Annotated in this window: 16 protein-coding genes; 9 read left to right on the forward strand and 7 right to left on the reverse strand. The window is 68.2% G+C overall.

What is annotated here, in order from left to right:
- Positions 1-515, forward strand: a 515-nt coding sequence (locus tag Raf01_RS44365; RefSeq protein ID WP_203924185.1) for a C40 family peptidase, incomplete at its 5' end; no start/stop codon positions are given.
- A gap of 135 nt (positions 516-650) precedes the next feature.
- Here Raf01_RS44365 and Raf01_RS44370 read toward each other — a convergent pair.
- The 5 genes from Raf01_RS44370 to Raf01_RS44390 all read right to left on the reverse strand — a co-directional run bounded on the left by Raf01_RS44370 (position 651) and on the right by Raf01_RS44390 (position 9,298).
- Positions 651-3,452: an ATP-binding protein gene (locus tag Raf01_RS44370; RefSeq protein ID WP_203924186.1), complete on the reverse strand. Its 2,802-nt coding sequence runs from the start codon at positions 3,450-3,452 to the stop codon at positions 651-653.
- Positions 3,453-3,675: 223 nt separating this feature from the next.
- The gene (locus Raf01_RS44375) at positions 3,676-6,825 is read right to left on the reverse strand and encodes an AfsR/SARP family transcriptional regulator (RefSeq protein WP_203924187.1); all 3,150 of its coding nucleotides are present in this window, start codon (positions 6,823-6,825) and stop codon (positions 3,676-3,678) included.
- A gap of 494 nt (positions 6,826-7,319) precedes the next feature.
- A complete protein-coding gene (locus Raf01_RS44380) occupies positions 7,320-8,162 on the reverse strand; it encodes an SAM-dependent methyltransferase (RefSeq protein WP_239134460.1) in 843 nt (280 codons plus the stop codon).
- A gap of 291 nt (positions 8,163-8,453) precedes the next feature.
- Entirely contained in the window at positions 8,454-8,603 is a 150-nt protein-coding gene (locus Raf01_RS44385; RefSeq protein WP_308442704.1) for an NUDIX hydrolase, read from the reverse strand.
- A gap of 284 nt (positions 8,604-8,887) precedes the next feature.
- Complete coding sequence (locus Raf01_RS44390; protein WP_203924189.1) at positions 8,888-9,298, reverse strand: hypothetical protein; 411 nt, start codon at positions 9,296-9,298, stop codon at positions 8,888-8,890.
- Positions 9,299-9,610: 312 nt separating this feature from the next.
- Here Raf01_RS44390 and Raf01_RS44395 point away from each other — a divergent pair, with 312 nt between their 5' ends.
- The 3 genes from Raf01_RS44395 (at position 9,611) to Raf01_RS50255 (ending at position 15,199) form a co-directional block, all read left to right on the forward strand.
- Positions 9,611-10,813, forward strand: coding sequence for a low temperature requirement protein A (locus tag Raf01_RS44395; RefSeq protein ID WP_203924190.1), 1,203 nt, complete (start codon positions 9,611-9,613; stop codon positions 10,811-10,813).
- A 771-nt stretch (positions 10,814-11,584) separates the two neighbouring features.
- Positions 11,585-13,249, forward strand: a complete 1,665-nt coding sequence (locus Raf01_RS44400) for a lectin (protein WP_203924191.1) — start codon at positions 11,585-11,587, stop codon at positions 13,247-13,249.
- A 66-nt stretch (positions 13,250-13,315) separates the two neighbouring features.
- Entirely contained in the window at positions 13,316-15,199 is a 1,884-nt protein-coding gene (locus tag Raf01_RS50255; protein ID WP_239134462.1) for an arabinofuranosidase catalytic domain-containing protein, read from the forward strand.
- 259 nt (positions 15,200-15,458) lie between these two features.
- On the opposite strand, the gene Raf01_RS44410 is transcribed toward Raf01_RS50255, so the two are convergent.
- Both Raf01_RS44410 and Raf01_RS44415 read right to left on the reverse strand, forming a co-directional pair.
- Positions 15,459-16,760 (reverse strand): amidohydrolase family protein, encoded by a 1,302-nt coding sequence (locus tag Raf01_RS44410; RefSeq protein WP_203924192.1) that lies wholly within the window; start codon positions 16,758-16,760, stop codon positions 15,459-15,461.
- A 76-nt stretch (positions 16,761-16,836) separates the two neighbouring features.
- Positions 16,837-17,451 (reverse strand): TetR/AcrR family transcriptional regulator, encoded by a 615-nt coding sequence (locus Raf01_RS44415; protein WP_203924193.1) that lies wholly within the window; start codon positions 17,449-17,451, stop codon positions 16,837-16,839.
- Between the two features lie 103 nt (positions 17,452-17,554).
- Between Raf01_RS44415 and Raf01_RS44420 the strand changes: the two genes are divergently transcribed.
- From Raf01_RS44420 to Raf01_RS44440, 5 genes are all read left to right on the forward strand, one after another.
- Positions 17,555-17,848, forward strand: a complete 294-nt coding sequence (locus tag Raf01_RS44420) for a hypothetical protein (protein WP_203924194.1) — start codon at positions 17,555-17,557, stop codon at positions 17,846-17,848.
- The gene (locus Raf01_RS44425) at positions 17,845-18,249 is read left to right on the forward strand and encodes an NADPH-dependent FMN reductase (RefSeq protein ID WP_203924220.1); all 405 of its coding nucleotides are present in this window, start codon (positions 17,845-17,847) and stop codon (positions 18,247-18,249) included. The genes Raf01_RS44420 and Raf01_RS44425 overlap by 4 nt, the downstream gene beginning before the upstream one ends.
- 648 nt (positions 18,250-18,897) lie before the next feature.
- Positions 18,898-20,184, forward strand: a complete 1,287-nt coding sequence (locus Raf01_RS44430; protein ID WP_203924195.1) for an ABC transporter substrate-binding protein — start codon at positions 18,898-18,900, stop codon at positions 20,182-20,184.
- Positions 20,185-20,260: 76 nt separating this feature from the next.
- Positions 20,261-21,244, forward strand: coding sequence for a carbohydrate ABC transporter permease (locus Raf01_RS44435; protein ID WP_203924196.1), 984 nt, complete (start codon positions 20,261-20,263; stop codon positions 21,242-21,244).
- Entirely contained in the window at positions 21,241-22,146 is a 906-nt protein-coding gene (locus Raf01_RS44440; RefSeq protein ID WP_203924197.1) for a carbohydrate ABC transporter permease, read from the forward strand. Before Raf01_RS44435 ends, Raf01_RS44440 begins: the two co-directional genes overlap by 4 nt.
- The last annotated feature ends 46 nt before the right edge of the window (positions 22,147-22,192 follow it).

A 22,192-nucleotide genomic window follows, 5' to 3' on the forward strand; every position in this document is an offset into this window, starting at 1 on the left:
CACCCGTGTCATCCGGCTCGGGTGCCAATGCCATCGTCGCGTACGCCCAAGCCATCGCCAACGGCGACGCCGAGCCTGGTTGGGGCGGCGGGTACGTGCCGTACTCGTGGGGCGGCGGCCACGCTGCCACACCCGGCCCGTCGCTGGGCACCTGCGTCGGATACACCGGTCCGTCGCCCTGCGAGGCCAACCAGACCAAGGGTGTGGACTGCTCCGGGTTCACCCGCTGGGTGTACGACCTGGCCTACGGCTTCGACGTGCTCGGAGCCGGCAACACCAACAACCAGATAGCGGAGCTGACCCGGGTCAGTTCCCCGGCCCCGGGTGACCTGGTCTTCTACGGCACGAGCACCGCCAACACCCACCACGTCGGCGTCTACATAGGCAACGGCGAAATGATCGACGCGTTGCAGACGGGCACCGTGGTGCGGGAAGACAGCGTCAGCCTGGAGTCCGACATCGTCGGGTACTACCGCGAGACCGCGCACAGCCTGCCGACGGCTGCGCGCGGATAGTCCACCCGGCGCGCTCGGGCCCGACCTCCCGACGAACCTACACCTGATGGGGTTGCGCCCCGCGCCTCCCGGCGCGGGGCGCAACAGGCCGGAGGCGCCACGCACCCCGACGCGGTCAGCCGGCTGGACCGGGGGTCAGGCGAATGGCGGCAGAAAACAGCCGGGTACCGGGTCGGCCAGGCGCCGCACGGGCGCGCTGCCGGGTACGCAGAGCTCGTCGAGGATGGTTCGGGCGGCACGCCACTCGCGGTCGGCCCCGGCGGCGTCGTCGTCCCGGCACAACGCGTGCGCGAGCACGCTACGGGCGCTGGCCTCGGCGAGCCGCGCGCCCGACACCGTGTGCATCTCGACCGCCTGGCGCGCCTCGGCGACCGCGTCGGCGATCTTGCCCAGGCCCAGCTCGCAGGCGGCACGCACGCCACGGGCCTCGGCCTGCAGGTGCGGCGCGTCAGCGGCGAGCGCGGCGTCCAGGGCGCGGGCTGCCGCCTCGTGGGCGTCTCGGAACACCGGCTCCGCCGGAGGCGGCGCGTCGAGGGCGGCCTGGTAGCCGTCGCGGGCGGCGCCGAGGAGGATCTCGGCCTCCGTGACCAGGTCGCCCACCTCCCGCACCACGCGCAGAGCCAGCCTGCGGTGGGTACTCGCGGCGGTCAGGTCTCCCAGCCGGCGCGCCGTGCTGGCCAGCGCCTCCAGCCCGACCGCCTCCCCGAACTGGTATCCCAGCTCCCGTGCTCGGGCCACACCGGCGGCCGCCCATCGGTGCGCCTCGTCGAACCGGCCCGCCTGCTCGAGGGCGCGGGAACCGTTGACCAGGCCGATGGTCTCGCTCGATCCGTCGTCGACCTCCCGGGCGATGGCGACCGCCTGCTCCGCGGAGTCGACGGCTGGTTCGACGGCGCCCAGGACGAGCCGGGCCTCGGTGAGGTTGGCCAGCACCAATGCGAGATAGCCGCGATTGCCCGACGCCTGGTGCAGCGCGAGCGACTCCTCAAGGTAGGCAATGAAGGCGGTGAAGTCCGCGGCGCGCTGCGCCACGACGGCGAGGCTGTTGAGCGTCCACCCCTGCCCGGTGCGGTCGCCCTCGGCCCGGTAGATCGCCAGCGCCGCCTCGGCGTACCGGCGTGCCTCGGTCAGGCGGCCCGCATCCGAATGGCACGTCGACAGCCCGCGCAGCGCGGCCGCCTCCGGCCGCCGGATCCCGGCGGCGCGGAACAGCTCCCCTGCCCGGGTGAAGTCCTCCGCAGCGCCGTCGCCCCGCCCCGCGCGCCACCGCAGCCAGCCCCGCCGCAGGCACATCGCGCCCTCGGCACGCCGGTCGCCGTGCCGCTTCGCCGCGGCCAACGCGGCGTCGGTCGCCACGATCAGGCCCGACACGTCCCGGCGCCGCGACTGCGCGCCGGTGATCAGGTCGACCACAGTCCAGGCGTACCGGCCCGTGCCGTGCCGCGCGTCGTACTCGATGACGGCCAGGAGGTTGAGGTGCTCGGCGTTCAGCCACCTGACCGCCTCCTCGTCGGTCGGTTCCCCGGAAGAGTGCAACTCGTCGCCGACCCACAGGCGCTCGCGGCCCCGGTCCAGGCGCGCCGCCACGCCCAACGCGCGGTCCACGTACCAGTCGAACAAGCGGTAGCGCGCCGCGTCCCGCTCGGGCGCCACGTCGGACGCCTCGACCAGACGCGCCGCGTAGTCGTGCAGCAGGTCGTGCATCCGGTACCGACCCGAACGCACCGGTTCGATCAGGTGCGCCTCGGCGAGCATGCGCAGCAGACCGGTCGCCGCGTTCGGGGCGAGGTCGGACAGCAGCGCCGCGACCTCGGCGCTGATGTCCGGACCGGGATGCAACCCCAGCCGCCGGAACAGGAACCGGGCGGCATCGGGCAGTACCCGGTACGAGAGCTCGAACGCGCGCTCGACGGCGGAGGGTCGCGCCAACCCCTCCAGCCCGACGAGGCGGTTGCCCGTGGTCAGCTCTGCGGCCAGGTCGGCGAGGCTGCGGTCCGGCGCGCCGGCCAGCACCGCGCCGGCGAGCCGCAACGCCAACGGCAGGTGGCCGCAGTCCGCCGCGATCGAGGCCGCGGCCTCCGGCTCCGCCTCGACCCGCGCGGCACCGGCGACGCGACCCAGCAACGCGACGGAACTGTCGGCGGGCAGGACATCCAGTACGATGCCGTCGGCGCCGTCGTGGACCACCAGGTCGGCCAGGTAGTGCCGGCTGGTGACGATCACCGTGCAGCCGGCCGCGCCGGGCAGCAGCCGCCGGACCTGGTCGGCGCTCACCGCGTCATCCAGCACGATCAGCAGGCGCCGCCGGGCCACGACCGAGCGCCACAGCCGCGCACCCTCGTCCACGTCCTCGGTCGACGGCGCCCACGCCACGTCCAGCGAACCGAGCAGGGCGCCGATCGCCTCCACCGGCGACAGGGGATCCAGCGCCGGGTCGTGTCCCCGCAGGCTCAGGAAGAGCTGCCCGTCCGGGTGCGCGCGGACGACCGAGTGCGCCCAGTGCACCGCCAGCGCCGTTTTGCCGACCCCCGGGCGCCCGTGGATGAGCGTGAGCGCGCCCCGGCTGATGCGCGCCAACTCCTCCTCGCGGCTGGCGAAGCCGGCCACGTCACGGGGCAGCTGCGACGGCGTCGCGCTCGCCCGCGCTCGGCCCGCGACCGACTGCCCGTCATCCTGCGGCTGTTGCCGCCGGCTCAGCTCTACCCACCGCCGTCGCCACGGATGCGGGTCCGCGCCGCACGCGGCGACGATGGCCAGCACCGTCTCCAGCCTCGGCGCCCGGCGCCCGGCCAGCGCATCGCTCAACGTGCTGCGCGGGACCCCGCTCGACTTGACCAGTGCCCGCAGGGTGAGCCCGGCGCCGCGTCGCAGTGACTCGAGGTCGGCGGCGAAGTCCTGATCCGACACGATGGCCTCCGGGGACTCGCTTCCCGTCAACGTGCTCTCTTCACGACTACCCATGGTGACCGGTAGGCGGCCTCGGCGCCGCGACTCGGCATCGCTCAGGGTACCGCCGGCAACTGCCGCCGGACCTGTTGAAGATTCTGAAGATTGACGGTTGCACTGCTGACGTCTCGGTGCGCTGGCACTCAATTCGCCAGCGATCGGGGCAGAGGCAAGACGGGGCGTCAGCATCCTATTGCTCAGACCTGACGCCGTGTTACGTCTTCAGGTCGGTCAGGCAGTTGCGGACGCGGTCGGCGTCGAGGGTCATGCCGTGGCGTTGGTAGATATGGAGCGCTTGGCGCAGGTGGGTGATGGCGGGCTCGGTCTCGCCCGCGGTCAGGTGGCATTCGCCGAGACCTTCGAGGGAGCGGGCTTCGTCGTCGGGCTTGTTCAGCTCACGGTTCATGGTCAGGGCTTGCCGATAGAGCGCAAGAGCCTGCGGTAGGTCGCCGGTGGCGGCGATGGCGGCGGCGTAGTGGTTCAGGGCCCATGCCTCGTTGTTGCGGTTTCCGTTCGCGCGGAAGATGTCCAGGGCCTGGTGAATGGCTTCGGTGGCTGCGGGCGTGTCTCCGGCCATGTGCCGCACGCGTCCCAGTTCGGTCAGCGCGTGAGCCTCGCCGGGGCGGTGACCGAACTGTCGGTAGATCTCCAGGGCCTGGGTGAGCGCGTCATCGGCACCGGGCAGGTCCCCGGCAAGGCGCCGCACGATTCCCAACTCGGCCAGGACGGTGGCCTGGCCGTCGCGGTGGCCAATCTCGCGGCATATCTTCAGCGCCTGGAGGTGGGCGTTGGCGGCGGCGGGCAGGTCACCTGCCATACGCCGCGCGGCCCCGAATTCGGCCAGCGCGCTGGCCTCGCCGCTGCGGTGGCCGATCTGCCGGCATATCTCCAGCGCTCGCGAAAGCGCGTCGCTGGAGGCGGACAGGTCGCCCGCCAGTCGCCGCGCGACTCCCCAATGGATCAGGGCGGTGGCCTCGCCGGAGCGGTGGCCGATCTCCTGGAAGATCGTCACGGCCCGCGCGGCGGCATCGCCGGCCCCGGCCGCATCGCCGCCGAAGAGCTCTACCATCCCGAGTTCGCTCAGGGCGCTGGCCTCGCCGCTGCGGTGGCCGATCTGACGGCAGATCTCCAGGGACCGCGCGAGCGCATCGCCGGCGCCACGCAGGTCCCCGCTCAGGCGCCTCACGATCCCCAGGTCGGTCAGTGCGGTGGCGCAGGCGGCGTGGTGGCCGTGGCGGTGGGCGGTGTCGGCGGCGCCCTGGAGCATGTCACGGGCTTGGTCGAGAGGACCGTCACTGCGCAGGATCTCGGCCAGGCCCGCGGCCAGGGCGACGCCATTCTCATCCCGGCCCGACGCGTAGGCGGCTTCGAGGTTCTCGCGTTCGGCGCGCAGCCAGGCCCGACCTGCCTCAGGTCCGGGCAGGGCGGGTGTATGAGTGGGCACGGCGCTGTCGGGTGCGGGTCGCGGGTAGCGGGCGAGCGGGATCGAGGCGGTGTGCGCGGTGTGTGCGTAGTAGTGCAGCAGCCGGTCCAGTGTGGCTGCGCGTTCGTCGGCGGGGTCGCGCTGCGCGAGGGTGCGGGCGTGGGCGCGGATCAGGTCGTGCAGCCGGTACCGGCCCGGGGCGTGCGCGAGCAGCAGGTTGTGGTCGACCAGGTCTTCGAGCAGTTCGGTGGCGGTGTGTGGATCGACGTCGAGCAGTGCGGCGGCGGCGTACGGGCCGAGGTCCGGGCCGGGAATGAGAGCTAAGCGGCGCAGCAGCAGTTGGTGCTGCTCGTCCAGTTTGGTGTAGGACAGGTTGAATACGGCGTGCAGGTCATGCTCACCGTCGGTGAGAGGGGCCATGCGCCGCTGTTGGTCACGCAGCAGCGCGGCCAGGTGCTGCGGCGTCCAGTGGGGACGGTGGCGCAGCAGCGCGCCGGCGATCCGTAGGGCCAGGGGCAGACGCCCGCACAGCTCGACGATCTCGCGCAGCACCAGATCGTCGGCGGTCGAGCGCGCGGGTGCGAGCATCGTGCGCAGCAACGCGAGCGCGTCCGGTTCCGGCAGCACATCCAACGCCAGGACGGTGGCGTCGTGCAGACCCTTGAGCCGCCTGCGGCTGGTGAGCAGCACCAGGCAGCCGGGCTCGCCGGGCAGCAGCGGACGTACCTGTGCCTCGTCGTGCGCGTTGTCCAGCACGATGAGGGTTCTGGTGCCAGTGAGGCACTGGCGGTAGAGGGCGGCGCGCTCCTCGGTGTCCTCAGGGATGCGTTGCGCGGGCACTTCCAACGCGCGCAGGAGCATGCTCAGTGCGTCGCCGGGTTCGCGCGGCGGATAACCCTTGGTGTAGCCGTGCAGGTCGACGAACAGCTGCCCGTCCGGGAACCGGCCGGAAACGCGGTGCGCGGCGTCGACCGCCAGGGCGGTCTTCCCGATGCCAGCCATCCCGTCGATCGCGCAGATCAACACTGTGCCACCCGTCCCACCGTGCGGCTTGGCCCTGGGCGCCAGCCCTGTCAGCCACGCCAGCTCGGCGCTGCGGCCGGTGAACTGCCTGGTGGCCGCGGGCAGCTGCCGGGGAGCGGTCGTCGTGGGCGACGGCTCGGGTGCGTGATCGCCGGAGGGCGTGGCCTCGGGCCGCAACTCGTCGCTGGCGAGGATGCGTTCGTGCAGGGTGCGCAGTTCGGGTCCGGGTTCGATGCCCAGTTCGGCGACGAGTGTTTTGCGTGCTTCCTGGTACGCCGTCAGGGCCTCGGCTCGGCGGCCCGAGCACGCGAGCGCGAGCATCAGCTGGATGTGGAAGCGCTCGCGTAGCGGGTGTTGCGCGACCAGTTCCCGCAACGGTTGGACCAGCCGTTCGTGGCGTCCCAGCCGTAGGTCGGCCTCGGCCTGGTCCTCGAGCACCTGTACGCGCACCTGATCGAGCCGGGGAACGAAGGCGTCGCGCAGCATCTGGGAGGGGGCGTCCAGCAGCGGGGCCCCGCGCCACAGGCTCAGGGCCTGCCCGGCGGCATCGGACGCCTGAGCCCACCGCTGCTCCCGCAGCGCCGCGCCGGCCTGGCAGCACAGCGCCTCGAACGCGAGCACGTCCAGCTCCTGCTCGTCGGCCAGGCACAGGTAGCCGGGCGCGCGGGTGACGATCCGCGCCGCCCACGCTGGTCCCAGGGCTTGGCGCAGCCTTCGTATGTACGAGCGCAGCGTGACCGCCGCGGCGTTCGGGAGTGAGCCGTCCCACACCAGTTCGGTCAGCGTCTCGCCGGGCACGACCTGGTTCGCCCTAAGGGCCAGGGCCGCCAGCAGCACCCGCTGCCGCGCGGCTGGCAACGTGACTTCCCGTCCCGTCTCGTCGAGGACCAGCAGCGGCCCCAAAAGCCCGAGTCTCACCACAGCCCACCTTCCCGCGACAGCCCTCGTAGACGGGCCGACACCGTGGCACCGAAACGCAACCGAAACGCCACAGCACCGCAGACAGACTACAATCTTGAATGGTTAAGTTGATCGATCAGCTTCGGCGTGCCAGCGTGACAGTGATCGATGATCTCTTTTAAGGGCTCATCCCAGCGATCGATGAGCGGATCCTGGCCGGCCGTTTGCCGACGCCATCGCCACCGCGCGCGAGGCGTACGGGCTGACGATGAATGATGCGTTCCACGGGGTGCGGCACGAAAGCGTGAGCTGGGCGCGAATCCCGAATCGTTCCGCCGACCACCATGCGGAACCCGCGCACGCCAAACCACAGGCCGGCAACTGCGATCGCGCTCAGCACGGCGCGCGCCCCGAACCAGACACATCCATCATGGGGACCGCGCCGACGGTAGTCATGCGTACGCGGGCACCGTGTTCGCCGAATCGGTGCACTTCCACACGCTGGGAATGGGCTACGGGATTCTGGCTACGGCGGCCCACCCCGAGACGTCCTCCTTCGGAGGCCGGGGCTCCTGCGCCTGCTCTGCCCGCCATTCGGCGACCGGGGCGATGCCGGGTTCCACGAGTTCGAGGTCCTGGAAGAAGCGAGCGACCTGTCCGTGCGAGCGGAGGTGCAGATCGACTGCGGCCCGGTTGTTGTTCGCGTTGAGTAGCGCCGTGGACTCTTCGGTGGAGAAATAGTCGCCGGTCACGTGGGTGATGGTGAGGTAGCTGCCGGATGGCATCGCGCGGACCAGGCGGGCGACGGTTCCGTATGGGTCGTCCGAGTCCGCGATGAAGTGGAGGATCGAGACGAGCATCAGCCCGACCGGCTGCGAGAGGTCGATGGTGCGTCGCAGCTCGGGGTGGTCGATGATCTTGTCCGGCTCGCGGAGGTCGGCGTCGAGGTAAGCTGTCGCGCCCTCCGGAGTGCTGCTCAGCAGCGCGCGGGCGTGAGCGAGCACGATGGGGTCGTTGTCGACGTAGACGATGCGGGCGTCCGGCGCGTAGCCCTGCGCAATCTGGTGGGTGTTGGGGCTGGTCGGGATGCCGGTGCCGATGTCCAGGAACTGACGGATGCCGAAGTCGCGGGCCAGGTGGGTGACGGCTCGGTGGAGGAACTTGCGGTTCTCCAGGACCGCCGTGCGGACGGTGGGGAACGCGGCGGCGACGGCGTCGCCGGAGGCCCGGTCGGCGGCGAAGTTGTCCTTGCCGCCCAGCCAGTAGTCGTAGCGACGGGCCGGGTGGGCAACCGAGGTGTCGATTCGTCGTTCCGCCCGGCCGCCAGCAACCTGTTGCGAGTCTTGGCTGCTCACTGATACCCCCATGGGTTGCGGCGTCATCGTGGTGCATGAATTGCTGACCGTGGGCTGCAACGTCAGATGCGAGGCACCATCATAGTTGGTGGTCGCGGCGGCGAACACGGGCTCGGTGGAGCACGACCGAAGCTGCAGGATCGGTGGGGAGTTACGTCCGTCGCGTCGCGACACGCCGTCGCAACACTGGCGCGACCTCGTGACAAGGTTCGCCAACGCGCCAACATCTACCGTGCTTGCCTGGTCTTCATCGCCACGCTGCTCTGGCTGTGCCAACCATCCGGCTCTGGGTTACTCGCCCTTGATGTCAAGGGGTAGCACCAGCGCCGAGCAGGCCGCCAACTCACGGTTGAACACCTCATTCCGGGGGACGAACACCATGGCCTGTCCCTCCCCGAGCACCACGTCTTCCTGGCGGGCCCTGGTAGCACCGCGAAACACGTGGACCGTTACGGTATGCGAGATCGGGGGCAGCACCCGGTCTGGTGTCCGTTGCGGTCGACATCCTGGCATACGTGCTCCCTTCCGGCGGCGCCGCCCGTCGACCTCGATTGGAACGGACTGCTGAGCTGACAGGTGCAAATCGCGGAGCGGCTCGGTCACCGGTGGGACAGAGCCGGACGCGCGTCTTCGACGTGCCTGGCGGGATTGTCCGCTCGCGCCATCGGGAACGGGTCCGCGATGACGCAGCAGTCCGAGCAATTCCAACAGTCGGACCGCTGACGTCACTCCGGTGCGGCGAAGAACTCGGCGTAGGGGGTGTCCTTGAAGTGTTCGCCCATGAGGCGGGAGAAGAGCAGGACGGCCGGCAATGGCCGGTGGTTCATGACCACGTGCTGCGTCTTGCCCTGGTCATTTCGGTAGATCACGGCGATGTTGCCGACAGGCTGGCTCTGGATGTGGGAGGAGTAGTCCTCGATGTAGCCGTTATCCCCGTACGCTCCGGCGAAGGCGAAGTCCTGGTACTCGTACAAAGTTCGGGCGTACGCCAACAGCGTCCGCACGGCGTCGGCACCGCGGACGATCCCGTTGAGGACCGCGCCCTCCATGGTCACGTCGTCGGCCAGATCAGCCAGCCACGGAGGGGAGTAGTCGGTTCGCCGTCGAGCTGGGTCGCCACTTCCAAGGTAGGACACGACAAAACCATAACGCCTTTGGTTCTGTCGTTAGGCTCGGTGGGCGGGCCCAGGACCCGTGCGTTCCTACCGCGAGTGTCGGGCGGTGACTCGTCCGCGTCCACTTGGTACGAACAGGCATGGTACCCGCGTGTCGCTTGCTACATTCCAGAAATGCTGCCCTCTTCACCTGCCCGAAGCGCCGCGCACCTACCGGATACCAGGCCGCCCAGCAACGGCAGTACCCCGAACGCCTCGACGATCATGGTTACCGAGAAGGCCGTCGGCCTCATCACGAGGTGACGCGGACCGACTCAGTCAACGGGCCCGGTCGTGGCAAGGATTCGTATCCTTCGGACCGGCGAAGGTCCGCTACGCCCTTCGTTCCTTGAGCTCTTTTTCGACCTGGCTCTCGTCGTCGCGTTGACTCGGCTGTCGCAACTCATCGCCGCCGACTTGAGCTGGGCAAACGCCCTGCGCGCGATGATCCTGCTGGCGGCCATCTGGTGGGTGTTCACCGTTACGGCCTACACCACGGACTGGTTCGACACTGACCAACCGGTAATTCAACTGCTCGTGCTCGGGGTCATGCTCGGTGGCCTGCTGATGGCGCTCACCATCCCGAGGGCGTTCGAAAGGCCGGATGGGATCGTCTTCGCCGGGGCGTATGTGGCCGTGCACGTCGGCCGCGGCCTGCTGCTCGCGTGGGCGCTGCAGGGTCACCAATTGCGGTATCGAAGCCTGCGCGTGGTGGTCTGGTTCGGGTTGACCGGCGTGCCGTGGATAATCGGCGGGTTTCTGGGTGGCACCGGGCAATGGGTGCTCTGGGTGGCCGCGCTCGCCGTCGACTACTGGGTCGGCTGGTTCGGCTATCCGCTGCCCCGGATGGGCCGAACCCCACCCGACGAACTGAGGGTGTTGGGTGAGCATCTGTCGGAACGGTTCCGGCAGATGCTCATCGTCGCTCTCGGCGAGGTCATCCTGGTGGCCGCGCTGGCCTACCGCAGCGTCAACTTCGGCTCTCTGCACACCCTCGCGTTCGTGATGGTCTTCGTCAACACCGCGCTGATGTGGCGGATCTACTTCGTCCGCTCAGGGCGTTGGCTCGGGCCCGGCCTTGAGCACGCGGCGAGGTCCGGTCAGCTGGCACTGCTCGCCGCGCACACCCATCTGATCATGGTTGCCGGCGCCGTGGTGACGGCCGTCGGCGCCGAACTGGTGGTTATCCATCCGGCGCGCCCGTCCCCGGTTACCTGGCTGGTGAGTTTGACCGCCGGACCGGCCATGTTTCTCATCGGACGCATCTTGTTCGCCGTCCTTACCCTACGAATGGCTCACTTCAGGAAAATCGAGGTCCCCCGCCCGTGGTGGCTACCCATCGGCCTGTTCGTCATTCTGGTCGCGACTCCGGCGCTGCGGCATCTCCCGACACTCGGTATCGCGGCGGTGATCAACGCGGTCTTCTTGGCTGTCGCCCTCGCGCCGACCGCCCAATCACGGTGGCAGACTCGACGACGCCGGGTCGGCGGACCGTAGCCGGGGGACCGTCGACCGCAGTCCCGCTGTGCGGACGTATACCGCCGCGGTGCTGAGTGCCGCATGGTCGGCGGCGGTTGCCCGCGGTCCTGGCCCAGCAGCCGACCTGCTGCATGGTCGTGATCAGAGCGGAGACCACCTCGTCTGGCCGGCGTCGCCCAGCGGGCAGCGCATCCCGAACTGCCGCAGCGTGCGATGGACGCCATGGCCGTTCGGTTCTGCCCAGATAGATCGGACGAATGCCGGCGATGTTTGGAGACGTGGATTAGCGTTGCCTGTCGAGGGTCTCTGTTCGCCGTGGCGGCACTGGCAGTCCCTGCTTGATGTCCGGCCGGCCGCGGAATGCAGGCCCCGTGCCGAGGGGTGGCTACCTGCTGACTCTTCGAACCTCCGATGAATCCTTCTTTAGAGTATTGACAGACGTCAGCGACTGAGGAAGCATCGCGTCCCGCAGGGCAATCATCGACAGGTGTGATGCTCCGCAGCTGGTCCGTCCCCCAGTTGCAAGGAGAAACGATGGCAGGCAAGGCACGAGTGCGCCTACTCGTCGGCGCCTTGGCGGGCGGATCGCCATCACGAAGAAACGATGCGGGAGCGCAGGCGGTCGTGAACGCCGTCGACACCCCAGCGGTCAGCCTGCGGGCACACCACCGAGAGTGCCGAAGCGCAGCCGCTCATCGCCAACCGCACCGCGATCGGTGCCTGGGAAGAGTTCGACCTCATCCAGGACTGACCGGTGGTGTGTCCGTCCACGCACGACAGAGGAGCATCATGTCAATCTCACGCCGCACTGTGCTGCGGTCGGCCGTCGCCGGCTCCGCGCTGGCCGCCGCCGGGGGTCTGGGTACAGCGTTCGCCCAAGCCGCGGGGGCCGCGAGCGCGCCCGGGGACGTGGTAGGGAAGGTGACCGTCGGGTACCAGGGGTGGTTCGCCTGTATCGGCGACGGCGCCCCGATCAACGCGTGGTGGCACTGGAGCCAGAACAACAGCCAACCCCCGTCGCCCAGCAACAACAGCACCCTGCGCGCCTGGCCCGATATGCGGGAGTACCCGAGGGGGTACCAGACCGCCTACGCGAACCTCGGCAACGGCCAGCCCGCGACGCTGTTTTCGCACTGGGACCAGACCACGGTCAGCCTCCACTTTCTGTGGATGCAGCAGAACGGCATCGACACCGCCGCCCTGCAACGGTTCAACCCCAACGGCTCGGAGGGCCCGACCCGCGACGGGGTCACCACCCGGGTGCGCAGCGCCGCCGAGGCGTACGGCCGCAAGTTCTACGTCATGTACGACGTGTCCGGCTGGACGAACATGCAGTCGGAAATCAAGACCGACTGGACCTCGAAGATGTCCGCCCATACCGCCTCCAGCGCGTACGCCCGCCAGAACGGCAAGCCGGTGGTGTGCATCTGGGGCTTCGGGTTCAACGACGCCAACCACAACTTCACCGCGGCGGCGTGCCTGGACGTCATCAACTGGTTCAAGGGCCAGGGCTGTTACGTGATCGGTGGGGTACCGACCCATTGGCTCGCCGGTAACAGCGACTCCCGCGCCGGGTTCCTCGACGTGTACCACGCGTTCAACATGCTCTCCCCGTGGATGGTTGGCCGGATCGGCACCGCCGCGGACTCGGACAACTTCTACACCAGCGTCAACGTGCCCGACCAGGCGGACTGCAACGCGCACGGTGTCGACTACCAGCCCTGCGTGCTGCCCGGCGACGTCAGCGCCCGGCAGCGCAAGCACGGCGACTTCATGTGGCGCCAGTTCTACAACATGATCCGGGTCGGGGCGCAGGGCATCTACATCTCCATGTTCGACGAGTTCAACGAGGGCAACCAGATCGTCAAGACCGCCGAGTCACAGTCGTTCGTGCCCACCAACTCCGGGCTGCTCGGCTTGGACGAGGACGGTACCGCCTGTTCGTCGGACTACTATCTTCGGTTGACCGGCGATGGTGGCCGGATGCTCAAGGGCCAGATCGCGTTGACCGCCACCCGGCCCACCCAGCCTGTCGTATCGGGTGGCGGCGGCCCCACGACCGGCGTGATCAGCCTGCGCTCGCGTGCCAACAACCTGTACGTGAGCGCGGATAACGCGGGCGCCAGTGCGCTGATCGCCAACCGCACCGCGGCGGGCACCTGGGAGACGTTCGACCTGGTCGACGCCGGGGGTGGGAACGTCGCGCTGCGCGCCCATGCCAACAACCTGTACGTGTGCGCGGACAACGCGGGTGCCAGTGCGCTGATCGCCAACCGCACCGCGACCGGTACCTGGGAGTCGTTCCAGCTCGTCCACAACGCCGACGGCACCGCGAGCCTGCGGTCGCGTGCGAACAACTTGTACGTGTGCGCGGACAACGCCGGTGCCAGTGCGCTGATCGCCAACCGTACGGCGATCGGCCCCTGGGAATCGTTCGACCTCATCACCCAGTAATCCGTTTCTCGGCCCCCTGCGTCGCACGACGCTGCCCGTTCGGCGTTGTGCGGAAACGAGGTTTTCATGCACCTGGCACCGTCCGTCCCACGGCGGGCTCGGCTCGCCGCCGCGTGCCTACTGATCGCCATCTCCGCCGTGACCGCGCCCGCTCTCCACGCAACCACCGCTGTCGCCGCGACCCCGTCCCTGCCGTGCGACATCTACGCCGCCGGTGGCACGCCATGCGTGACCGCGCACAGCACCACCCGGGCGTTGTTCGCCTCCTACGCCGGCCCGCTGTACCAGATTCAGCGCTCCTCCGACAGCAGCTTCCTGAACATCAACGTGGGCGCCGCCGGTGGGGTCGCCAACGCCGCGCCCCAGGTGTCCTTCTGCGTCGGCACAACTTGCACGATCACTAAGATCTACGACCAGACAACCAACCACAACGATCTGCCGATATCGCCCGGCGGCACCTTCGCCGGCCCGGGCCCGAATGGCGCGGACGTCGGTGCCAACGCCATGGCGCTGCCGGTGACCGTCGGCGGGAAGACCGCGTACGGCGTGCTGGTCACCCCCGGCACCGGCTACCGCATCGCCGCCGCGAAGAACGTGGCCACCGGTTCCCAGCCCGAGGGCATCTACATGGTCACCTCGTCGAACGCGGTGAACGGCGTGTGCTGCTTCGACTACGGCTCGGGCGAGGCCGACGGCCACGACGACGGCAACGCCACGATGAACGCAATCTACTGGGGCCAGGCGTGCTGGACCGGCGGCTGCACCGGCACGGGCCCGTGGGTGGCGGGCGACCTGGAAAACGGCATGTACCTCAGTGCCGCCGGGCCGAACAACCCCAGCTTCACCGGTACGCACCTGCCGTTCGTCAGCGCCTGGGAGAAGAACAACGGCACGACCAACTTCACCCTCAAAGTCGGCGACGCCACGACCGGCGGCCTGACCACCACCTACTCCGGGGCGCTGCCCAACGGCTACGCGCCGATGAAAGTGCAGCCGTCGATCCTGCTCGGCACCGGCGGCGACAACAGCGACGGTGACCTCGGCGAGTTCTTCGAAGGCGCGGTCACCGCCGGCTTCCCGACCGACGCCACCGAGAACGCGGTACAGGCATCCCTGGTCACCGCCGGCTACAGCGGCAACAACAATCTGTTCGCGACCTCGGAGTCGGTGATCAGCCTGCGCGCACACGCCAACGGCAAGTACGTGGACGCGGCCAACAACGGCGCCAACCCGCTGATCGCGGACGCGACGACGATCGGCAAGAACGAGACATTCGACCTGTTCGCCAGCCCCGGCGGCGCGACCAGCCTGCGTGCACACGCCAACGGCCACATCGTCACCGCCGACAACGCGGGCGCGTCACCACTCATCGCCAACCGGGGCTCGGCCGGCCCGTGGGAAACCTTCGACCTGATAAACAATCCCGACGGTACCGTGAGCTTCCGTGCGCGCGCGAACGGCAGGATCGTCACGGCCGACAACGCCGGCGGCTCAGCCCTGATAGCGAACCGTACCGCGATCGGCCCGTGGGAGGAGTTCGACCTTGTCCGCGACACGGTGCCGGTGAGCCTCCGCGCGCACGCCAACAACCACATCGTGACCGCCGACAACGCCGGCGCCGCTCCACTCGTCGCCAACCGCACCGCGGTCGGTTCGTGGGAGACGTTCGACCTGATCGGCAACAACGACGGCAGCGGGAGTTTGCGCGCGCACGCGAACAACCAGATCGTCACGGCCGACAACGCCGGTGGCTCAGCCCTGATAGCGAACCGTACCGCGATCGGCCCGTGGGAGGAGTTCGACCTCTTCGTCAACGCCGACGGCAGCGTGAGTCTCCGTGCGCACGCGAACAGCCGGGTCGTGACCGCCGCCAACGCCGGCTCCTCTCCGTTGACAGCCAGCAGCACCACGATCGGCCAGGGCGAGGAGTTCGACCTGCTCAACGACTGACCGGGCCCACCAACGCGCAACCGCGACCGGAAGGGCACAGCCATGCCCTTCCGGTCGCGCGTATCTATGCCGAATCGCCGATGGGGACCGTCCATCGTGGACCATTCCTGCCTGGCGGCGACTGCTCTGTGGACCGGGTGTTGCGCGCTCGCGCAGTGTGGACTGGTACCTACTGGAACCGGATGGCCGCGGATTGGGGTGAGCGGGCGTTGGTCGCTATCGGGAGTGAGAGGATCTTTGGCTGACCGATTCCCCGGTGTCAGCCGACCTTGGTCGGGTCGAAGCCGTACCGGCGTTCGCGGACGGCCGCCACGACCTTGGCGACCCGGGCGTCGAAGGCGTCAAGTTCTTCCGCCTCGGCCGCGTTGGCGACGAACGCACGTCGGTCAGCTGGGACGCCTGCCCGCCAGATCCGTTCGATGGCTCGGGTCGCGGTGATATCGGTCAACGGGTCGCCGGATACGAGCATGAGGTCCGCGCGCCGACCGGGTGCGGTGAGCCCGCGATCGGCGAGGTTGAACACTCGTGCCGGAGCGGCGGTCGCGGCGTTCAGTGCCTGAGCGGGCGTCATGCCGCAGCGGTCGAGCAGTTCCAGCTCCCGATGCAGACTTGCCCCGAACACGGTTCCCGGGTTCGGGGCGTCGGTGCCGGCCAGGATGGTGACGCCCGCGTCGACCAGGCGGCCGACATTCTCCTCAGCACGGGAATAGGGCGGCATGTGCTGCCCACGCCGCCCTGATGCGCCGGAGGTCAGCCGCCGCGCCTGTGCGTCCCCAAGCATCCCGGCGAGGCGCGGGTCGCCGAGCACAGCGGTCCCGCCCGGTTCGCCCGAGACGTTCTCGATGGTTGCCAGTGTCGGACCGACCGCGATTCCGGCCTCAGCGATCCGGTCGGCCAGGGCTCTGTCCAGTTCGCCGTCCACTGGCACATGCGCAACGACGTCGATGCCCGCGGATACGACCTCGCGCAGCCCGGCCGCGGCGTTGATGTGCGCGACGACCACGAGTCCGCGATCGTGCGCCGCGTTGGTCAACGCGGTGATCGTGTTCAGGTCCAAAGACGGCATCCTCCGCGGACCCGCCGTGCCCGAGGGGCCGAAGATCTTCAAATAGTCCGAGCCTTCGGCGACCCGGTCCGCGACGAACCGCTCGGCCTGCTCCGGGCTGGTCAAGGTCGGGAACGGGGCGTACATCATCGAGGGATGCCCGCCCGGCGCGGTGGCACCGATTCCCGCGGAACGCACGTCGGCCACGTCCGATCGAGCGCCCGCTTGTTGCTTGGCTACGGCCATCACGTCGGGCTGGCTGAACATGTCCAGTGCAGTGGTCACACCGAAGGTGAGCCCCTGCGCCAGAGCGCCGGGCACCAGGTGGATGTGCGAGTCAATCAGCCCCGGCAGGATGGTGCCGCCCTCGGCGTCGATCACCTCATCGCCGTCTTGGGCGGTGGGACCGGTGGCGCAGTCGGTGATGATGCCGTCGGCGAACCGGACTGATGTCCAGTCCCGCAGGCGGGTGCCGTCAAAGACCCTCGCGTTGACGATCGCTGTTGCTTTGGGCATGAGGCCCTCTCCCGGACGGATGCGGTTGATGGTCAGGGGCGAGACGCTGGAGGAGCGTCAGGCAACGTCGGGTGTCTCAGCGGCACAGGCTGCGATCGGCGGTGGTGATCAGTGTTGTCGAGGTCTTCTCGATGGACAGATCCCGGCCGGTGTACAGCAGGTCGAAGCTATCGAAGCTCGTCAGTAACCACAGCAGGTCGGCGGCTTGGTCGGCGGTGACATCGGCACGCAGCGCGTCCTGGTCAGCCAGACGCTGAGCGAGCTGGACCATCCCGCTCCTCCGGCCTTGCTCCATCCGCTGGATCGCGCCGCCGACCGCGGTGGCGTCAAGCAGGGCCATCGAGGACAGTGCTCGCAGCACGTCCCGATGAGTCGCGTACATCTCCACGACCCCCCGGATCCCCCCGCGCAGGGCTTCGCGTGCGTCGGGGTGAGCCGCGGCCTGCAGCATGCGATCGAACCCGCCGCGCTCCTGCAGATCCGCCCCGACCGCATCGAACAATCCGGGGCGTGAGCCGAAGACCAGGTAGACGGTGGGCCGCGCGACGCGGGCCATGCGGGCGATGAGGTCGACGCTGACCGGCTCCGAAGGCGCCTCACGCAACCGCTGGTAGACCGCGTCGAGGATGCGGCGCCGGGTTTCCGCCGCCGCATCCGCCCGCAGGCGCTGCTCGTATTTCCGGGTGGCCATGGCCATCATTCTAGCATTGGCTTGACAGCGTGTATTCCAGAATACATGCTGTCAAGCGAAAAGCCGGGGGTCAGGCCGCCGACGATCGAGACAAGGAGCCGTCATGCAGGTGATGATTCGCTGCAAGGTCAGAGCCGACGGGGTTGAAGCCGACCTGGAGTTGCTCCAGGAGATGTACGAGGAGATGCGTACGGTCCAGCCGAAGGGCCTGCGGTACGCGACGTTCCAGCTCGAAGACAAGGTGACATTCGTGTCCTTCGCCGAGATGGACGAAGGCCCCGAGGTACTGCAGCAGCTGAAAGCCTTCCAACGGCTCCGCGCGACCCCCGACGAGCGGTTCGATGAACCCCCCGTGCTCACGATGCTGTACGAAGTCGGTTCCTACGGCTTCCACTGACGCCGTCCAACCACACGACCAGACGAACCCAACCGGAAGGCAGACCCTCGTGTGCATCACCGAACAGACCGGGGCAGCGCCACACGCCGACGAACCGACACCCCCACACCCACGCCTGGGCGCGGAAGATCCGTTCATTCGACGCCTTCGTCTTCGTCACTCCGGAGTACAACGGCTCGATCCCCGGCGTGCTGAAGGACGCCATCGACTTCTTGTACGCCGAGTGGAACGACAAGCCGGCCGGGTTCGTCGGCTACGGCATCCAGGGCGGTGTCCGTGCCGTCGAGCACCTGCGGCAGATCCTCAGCGATCTGGCGGTCATCGGCACACGCTCCACGGTTGCGCTGACGTTCGCCGAGGAGGCCCTCGGGCTTGAGGCCCTGCTCGGACGGCTTCAGTGAGCTGGGCGAACCTGTGTGGCGGGAACAGGCCGATCTGCCGCTGAAGTTGTACAGGCTGAAGACCGGCGATGCGACTGCCCCAGGCGGATACGAGCGAATCCAACGCCCGTTCACCCAGTCGACCAGCCAGGCCATGGAGACTACTGCACGCCACACGCGCGTCGTTACGCGGAATGGCTCATAAAGACAGAAGTCCGCGACGGTCAGCATTACGACTTGATTAAGTTCCGCTCACACGCTTCGTCGCGAGATTCCGCCGGCCGCAGAATAGCGGCAGGTCGCAGAACAGGCCCGCGGTTCTTTGCGCACCAGGACTGACCTGGAGGGCAGTGACAAGGGCGGATGAATCCACCCCAACCGGGCCGCCCTTCCCAGGCGTCAAAGTGTTGACCTTGTGAGGACTTTCTCGTTCGGATTGCATTCCGAATTCCGCTCTGGTCCTTGTGTTCACGTCCCGGCAACAATCGCTTCGTCCCTTCCGCGAGTTACCCGTGCGGTAGCCCGGCGGCGGCTTTTCTCTACAGCAGACGAAGACGGGCAGCGCATCCGACAGGACAAATGCGTCCACCCGCCGCGCCGGCGAACACCAGATCCTTGGGTGCCTTCACGAACTCTCGACGGCACCCGTGAGTCCTCGAAGGAGTACCAGTGAGCTTGTGGCTACGAAGGCTTGCTCCGTTGGCCGTCGTCGTGGTCGTCGCGGCGGGCTGCGTGAGCACGAACAGTTCGTCGGGTGACGACAGCGACCTGCACGGCAAGACAGTCAACGTGATCGGCACCTGGGGCGGTGACGAGCAGGCCGCGTTCCTGAAGATGGTCGAGCCCTGGGAGAAGCAGACCGGTGCCAAGGTCAAGTACACCGGCACCCGTGACATCAACACCGTTCTGACCACCGGCGTGGCCTCCGGTGTTCTGCCGGACCTGGCCGGACTGCCCGGACCCGGTCAGCTCGCGGAGTATGCCAAGGCGGGCAAGCTGCAGCCGTTGGACAACGTGCTGGATGTCAACACCTACCAGAGCGAGACGGCGCCCGCGCTGGTGCAGCTCGGCAAGTCCGACGGCAAGGTCTACGGCGTCTTCATCAAGGCCGCGGTCAAGGGTCTCATCTGGTACAACCCCAAGGTCCATGACTACGGTGCGAACCCGCCGAAGACGTGGACGGACCTGATGAGCCAGGCAGGCGCCAACCAGGGAGCGGCCAAGGCGGTCTGGTGCCTCGGTGTGGAGTCCGGCGCGTCATCCGGTTGGCCGGGCACGGACTGGATCGAAGACCTGGTACTGCGTACGGCGGGCCCGCAGGTCTACACGAACTGGTACGAGGGCAAGGTGAAGTGGAGCGACCCCGCCATCAAGAAGGCATTCCAGCTCTACGCCACGGATGTGCTCGGCAAGACCTACGGTGGCGGGAAGAACGCCGTCGCCACCAACTTCGGCAACGCCGGTGACCCCATGTTCGCCAACCCGCCCGGCTGCGAGCTGCTGCACCAGGCGAGCTTCATCACCGGATTCAGCCAGTTCAAGTCGCACACCGCGGTCACGGACTACAACTTCTTCCCGTTCCCCGACATCGACCTCCAGTACGCCGGTGCGGTCGAGGGCGCCGGCGACCTGTTCGGGATGTTCCACGACACCCCGGCCGCGAAGTCGCTGATGAAATACCTGGTGACGGCCGCGGCGCAGGACATCTGGGTGAAGATCGGCGGGGCGCTCTCCGCGAACAAGAACGCGGCCGACTACCCCGACGACATCAGCAAGCGGTCGGCGGCCATCCTGGCCAACGCCAAGAGCTTCGTGTTCGACGCCTCCGACAGCATGCCCACGGCGATGAATGACGCCTTCTGGAAGGACATGGTCGCCCTGACCAACGGGAGCAAGACCGTGGACCAGGCGCTGTCCGATCTGGACAGTGCGCAGAAGGATGCTTACGCGTCCTGACCCGAACTGCTGGGTGGGGCGGCGGTGCGCCGTCCCACCCACCCCATCCTCAACGATTCCGACCCGGGAGGTTCGCGTGGATGCACGCCTGGTCGCTGCCATGGAAGTCGTGATAGGCGTTCCGGTAGTCCTTGTTGGATACATCTGGGGCAGCGAGTGGCTCGTCGCGGTCCTCTCGGCGCGTTGGCGACGGGTGGTCAGGCCCTGGCTGTGGCTCGCCCCGGCCCTCGGCTTCCTCGGCTTCTTCCTGATCTATCCGACGGTGCTCACGGTCATCCGCAGCCTTCAGGGCAAGGATTCGCTGCATCCCAAGTTCGTCGGACTGACCAACTACAGGTGGTTCTTCACCAACAGCGACGCCCTCGGGGCACTGCTCAACAACGTGCTGTGGCTCGTGTTCTTCACCGGCTTCACGGTGGGCATGGGCCTGCTCGTGGCCGTGCTGGTCGACCGCGTGCGCTTCGAGTCGCTGGCCAAGAGCATCATCTTCCTCCCGCTGGCCATCAGCATGGTCGCGGCCAGCGTGATCTGGAAGTTCATGTATGACTACAAGCCGGCGGGGACCGCGCAGACCGGCACCCTCAACGCACTGATCGGCAGCGTCGGGCTGGGGCCCGTCGGATGGCTGCAGTCACCCGGATTCCGGCTGAGCACGTTCGCGCTCATCGCCGTCATGGTGTGGATGTGGACCGGCTTCGCCATGGTCATCATTTCGGCCGCCCTCAAGGGCATCGACCCCGGGCTGCTGGAAGCCGCCCGGATGGACGGCGCCAACGAGTGGGAGGTGTTCAGGAAGATCACATTACCGCTGCTGGGCCCGACCCTCACCGTCGTGTCCACCACGATGGTCATCACGTCGTTGAAGACCTTCGACATCGTCTACACCCTGACCAACGGCAACTACAGCACCGACGTGGTGGCAAACCTGATGGTCAAAGAAATGTTCACCTTCGGGGACTTCGGCCGGGCCAGCGCGGTCGCGGTCATCCTCCTGCTCGCGATCCTGCCCATCATGGGCTTCAACATCCGTAAGTTCCGCTCCCAGGAGTCGATGTCTTGAGCACGCTCGTGAAGCAGCAGGCGCCTGCTGCCGCCGCCACCAAGGCTCTTTCGCGCCGATCCTCGTCGAGGCGCGGCAGGTTCGTGCTGAACCTCGTCGTGGTCGCCCTGATGATCATCTGGGCGGTACCGACGGTCGGGCTGCTGATCAGTTCATTGCGGCCGCAGTCGGTGCTGTCCAGTAGCGGCTGGTGGACCGCGTTCGCGCCCCCGTACCACTTCACCATGGCCAACTACCGCGACGTCTTCCACCAGGCGGGGATCGGTCAGGCGTTCGTCAACAGCCTGCTCATCGCGGTCCCGGCCACGGTCATCCCGCTGTTTGTCGCGGCCTTCGCCGCCTACGCCTTCAGCTGGATGACGTTTCCCGGTCGCGACCTGCTCTTCGTCGTGGTTGTCGGGCTGCTTGTCGTTCCGCTGCAGACGACGCTGATCCCCATCCTCAAGTTGTTCGCGGACTGGGGGCTCACCGGCCAGTTCCTCGCGGTGTGGCTGGCCCACACCGGGTACGGTCTGCCGTTCGCCGTGTATCTTCTGCGCAACTTCATGGGCTCGCTGCCGCGGGCCGTGTTCGAATCGGCGGCCATCGACGGGGCCAATCATGTGACCTCGTTCTTCCGGCTTGCCGTGCCGATGAGCCTGCCGGCCTTCGCCGCGTTGGCCATCTTCCAGTTCCTGTTCGTCTGGAACGACCTGCTCGTGTCGCTGATCTACATTGGACTGGCGAACCCGGACAACCTTCCGATGACCGCGACGATCGCCAACCTGGTCAACTCCCTCGGCGGCGGCTGGTATCTGCTGGGCGCCGCGGCGTTCGTGTCGATGGCCCTGCCGCTGGCGCTGTTCTTCGGCCTGCAGCGGTACTTCGTTCGCGGCATTGTGGGCGGCGCGGTCAAGGGATGAGCGCGGCGACGGGCCGTGCCTCGACGACCCACGCAGTTCCGGATCC

Source organism: Rugosimonospora africana (genome assembly GCF_016862975.1).
GTDB classification, from domain to species: Bacteria; Actinomycetota; Actinomycetes; order Mycobacteriales; family Micromonosporaceae; genus Rugosimonospora; species Rugosimonospora africana.

Coding starts and splice junctions, on each gene's coding strand:
- Raf01_RS44400 (WP_203924191.1), top strand. CDS start 11,585: ATGTCAATCTCACGCCGCACTGTGCTGCGGTCGGCCGTCGCCGGCTCC.
- Raf01_RS50255 (WP_239134462.1), top strand. CDS start 13,316: ATGCACCTGGCACCGTCCGTCCCACGGCGGGCTCGGCTCGCCGCCGCG.
- Raf01_RS44410 (WP_203924192.1), bottom strand. CDS start 16,760: ATGCCCAAAGCAACAGCGATCGTCAACGCGAGGGTCTTTGACGGCACC.
- Raf01_RS44415 (WP_203924193.1), bottom strand. CDS start 17,451: ATGGCCACCCGGAAATACGAGCAGCGCCTGCGGGCGGATGCGGCGGCG.
- Raf01_RS44420 (WP_203924194.1), top strand. CDS start 17,555: ATGCAGGTGATGATTCGCTGCAAGGTCAGAGCCGACGGGGTTGAAGCC.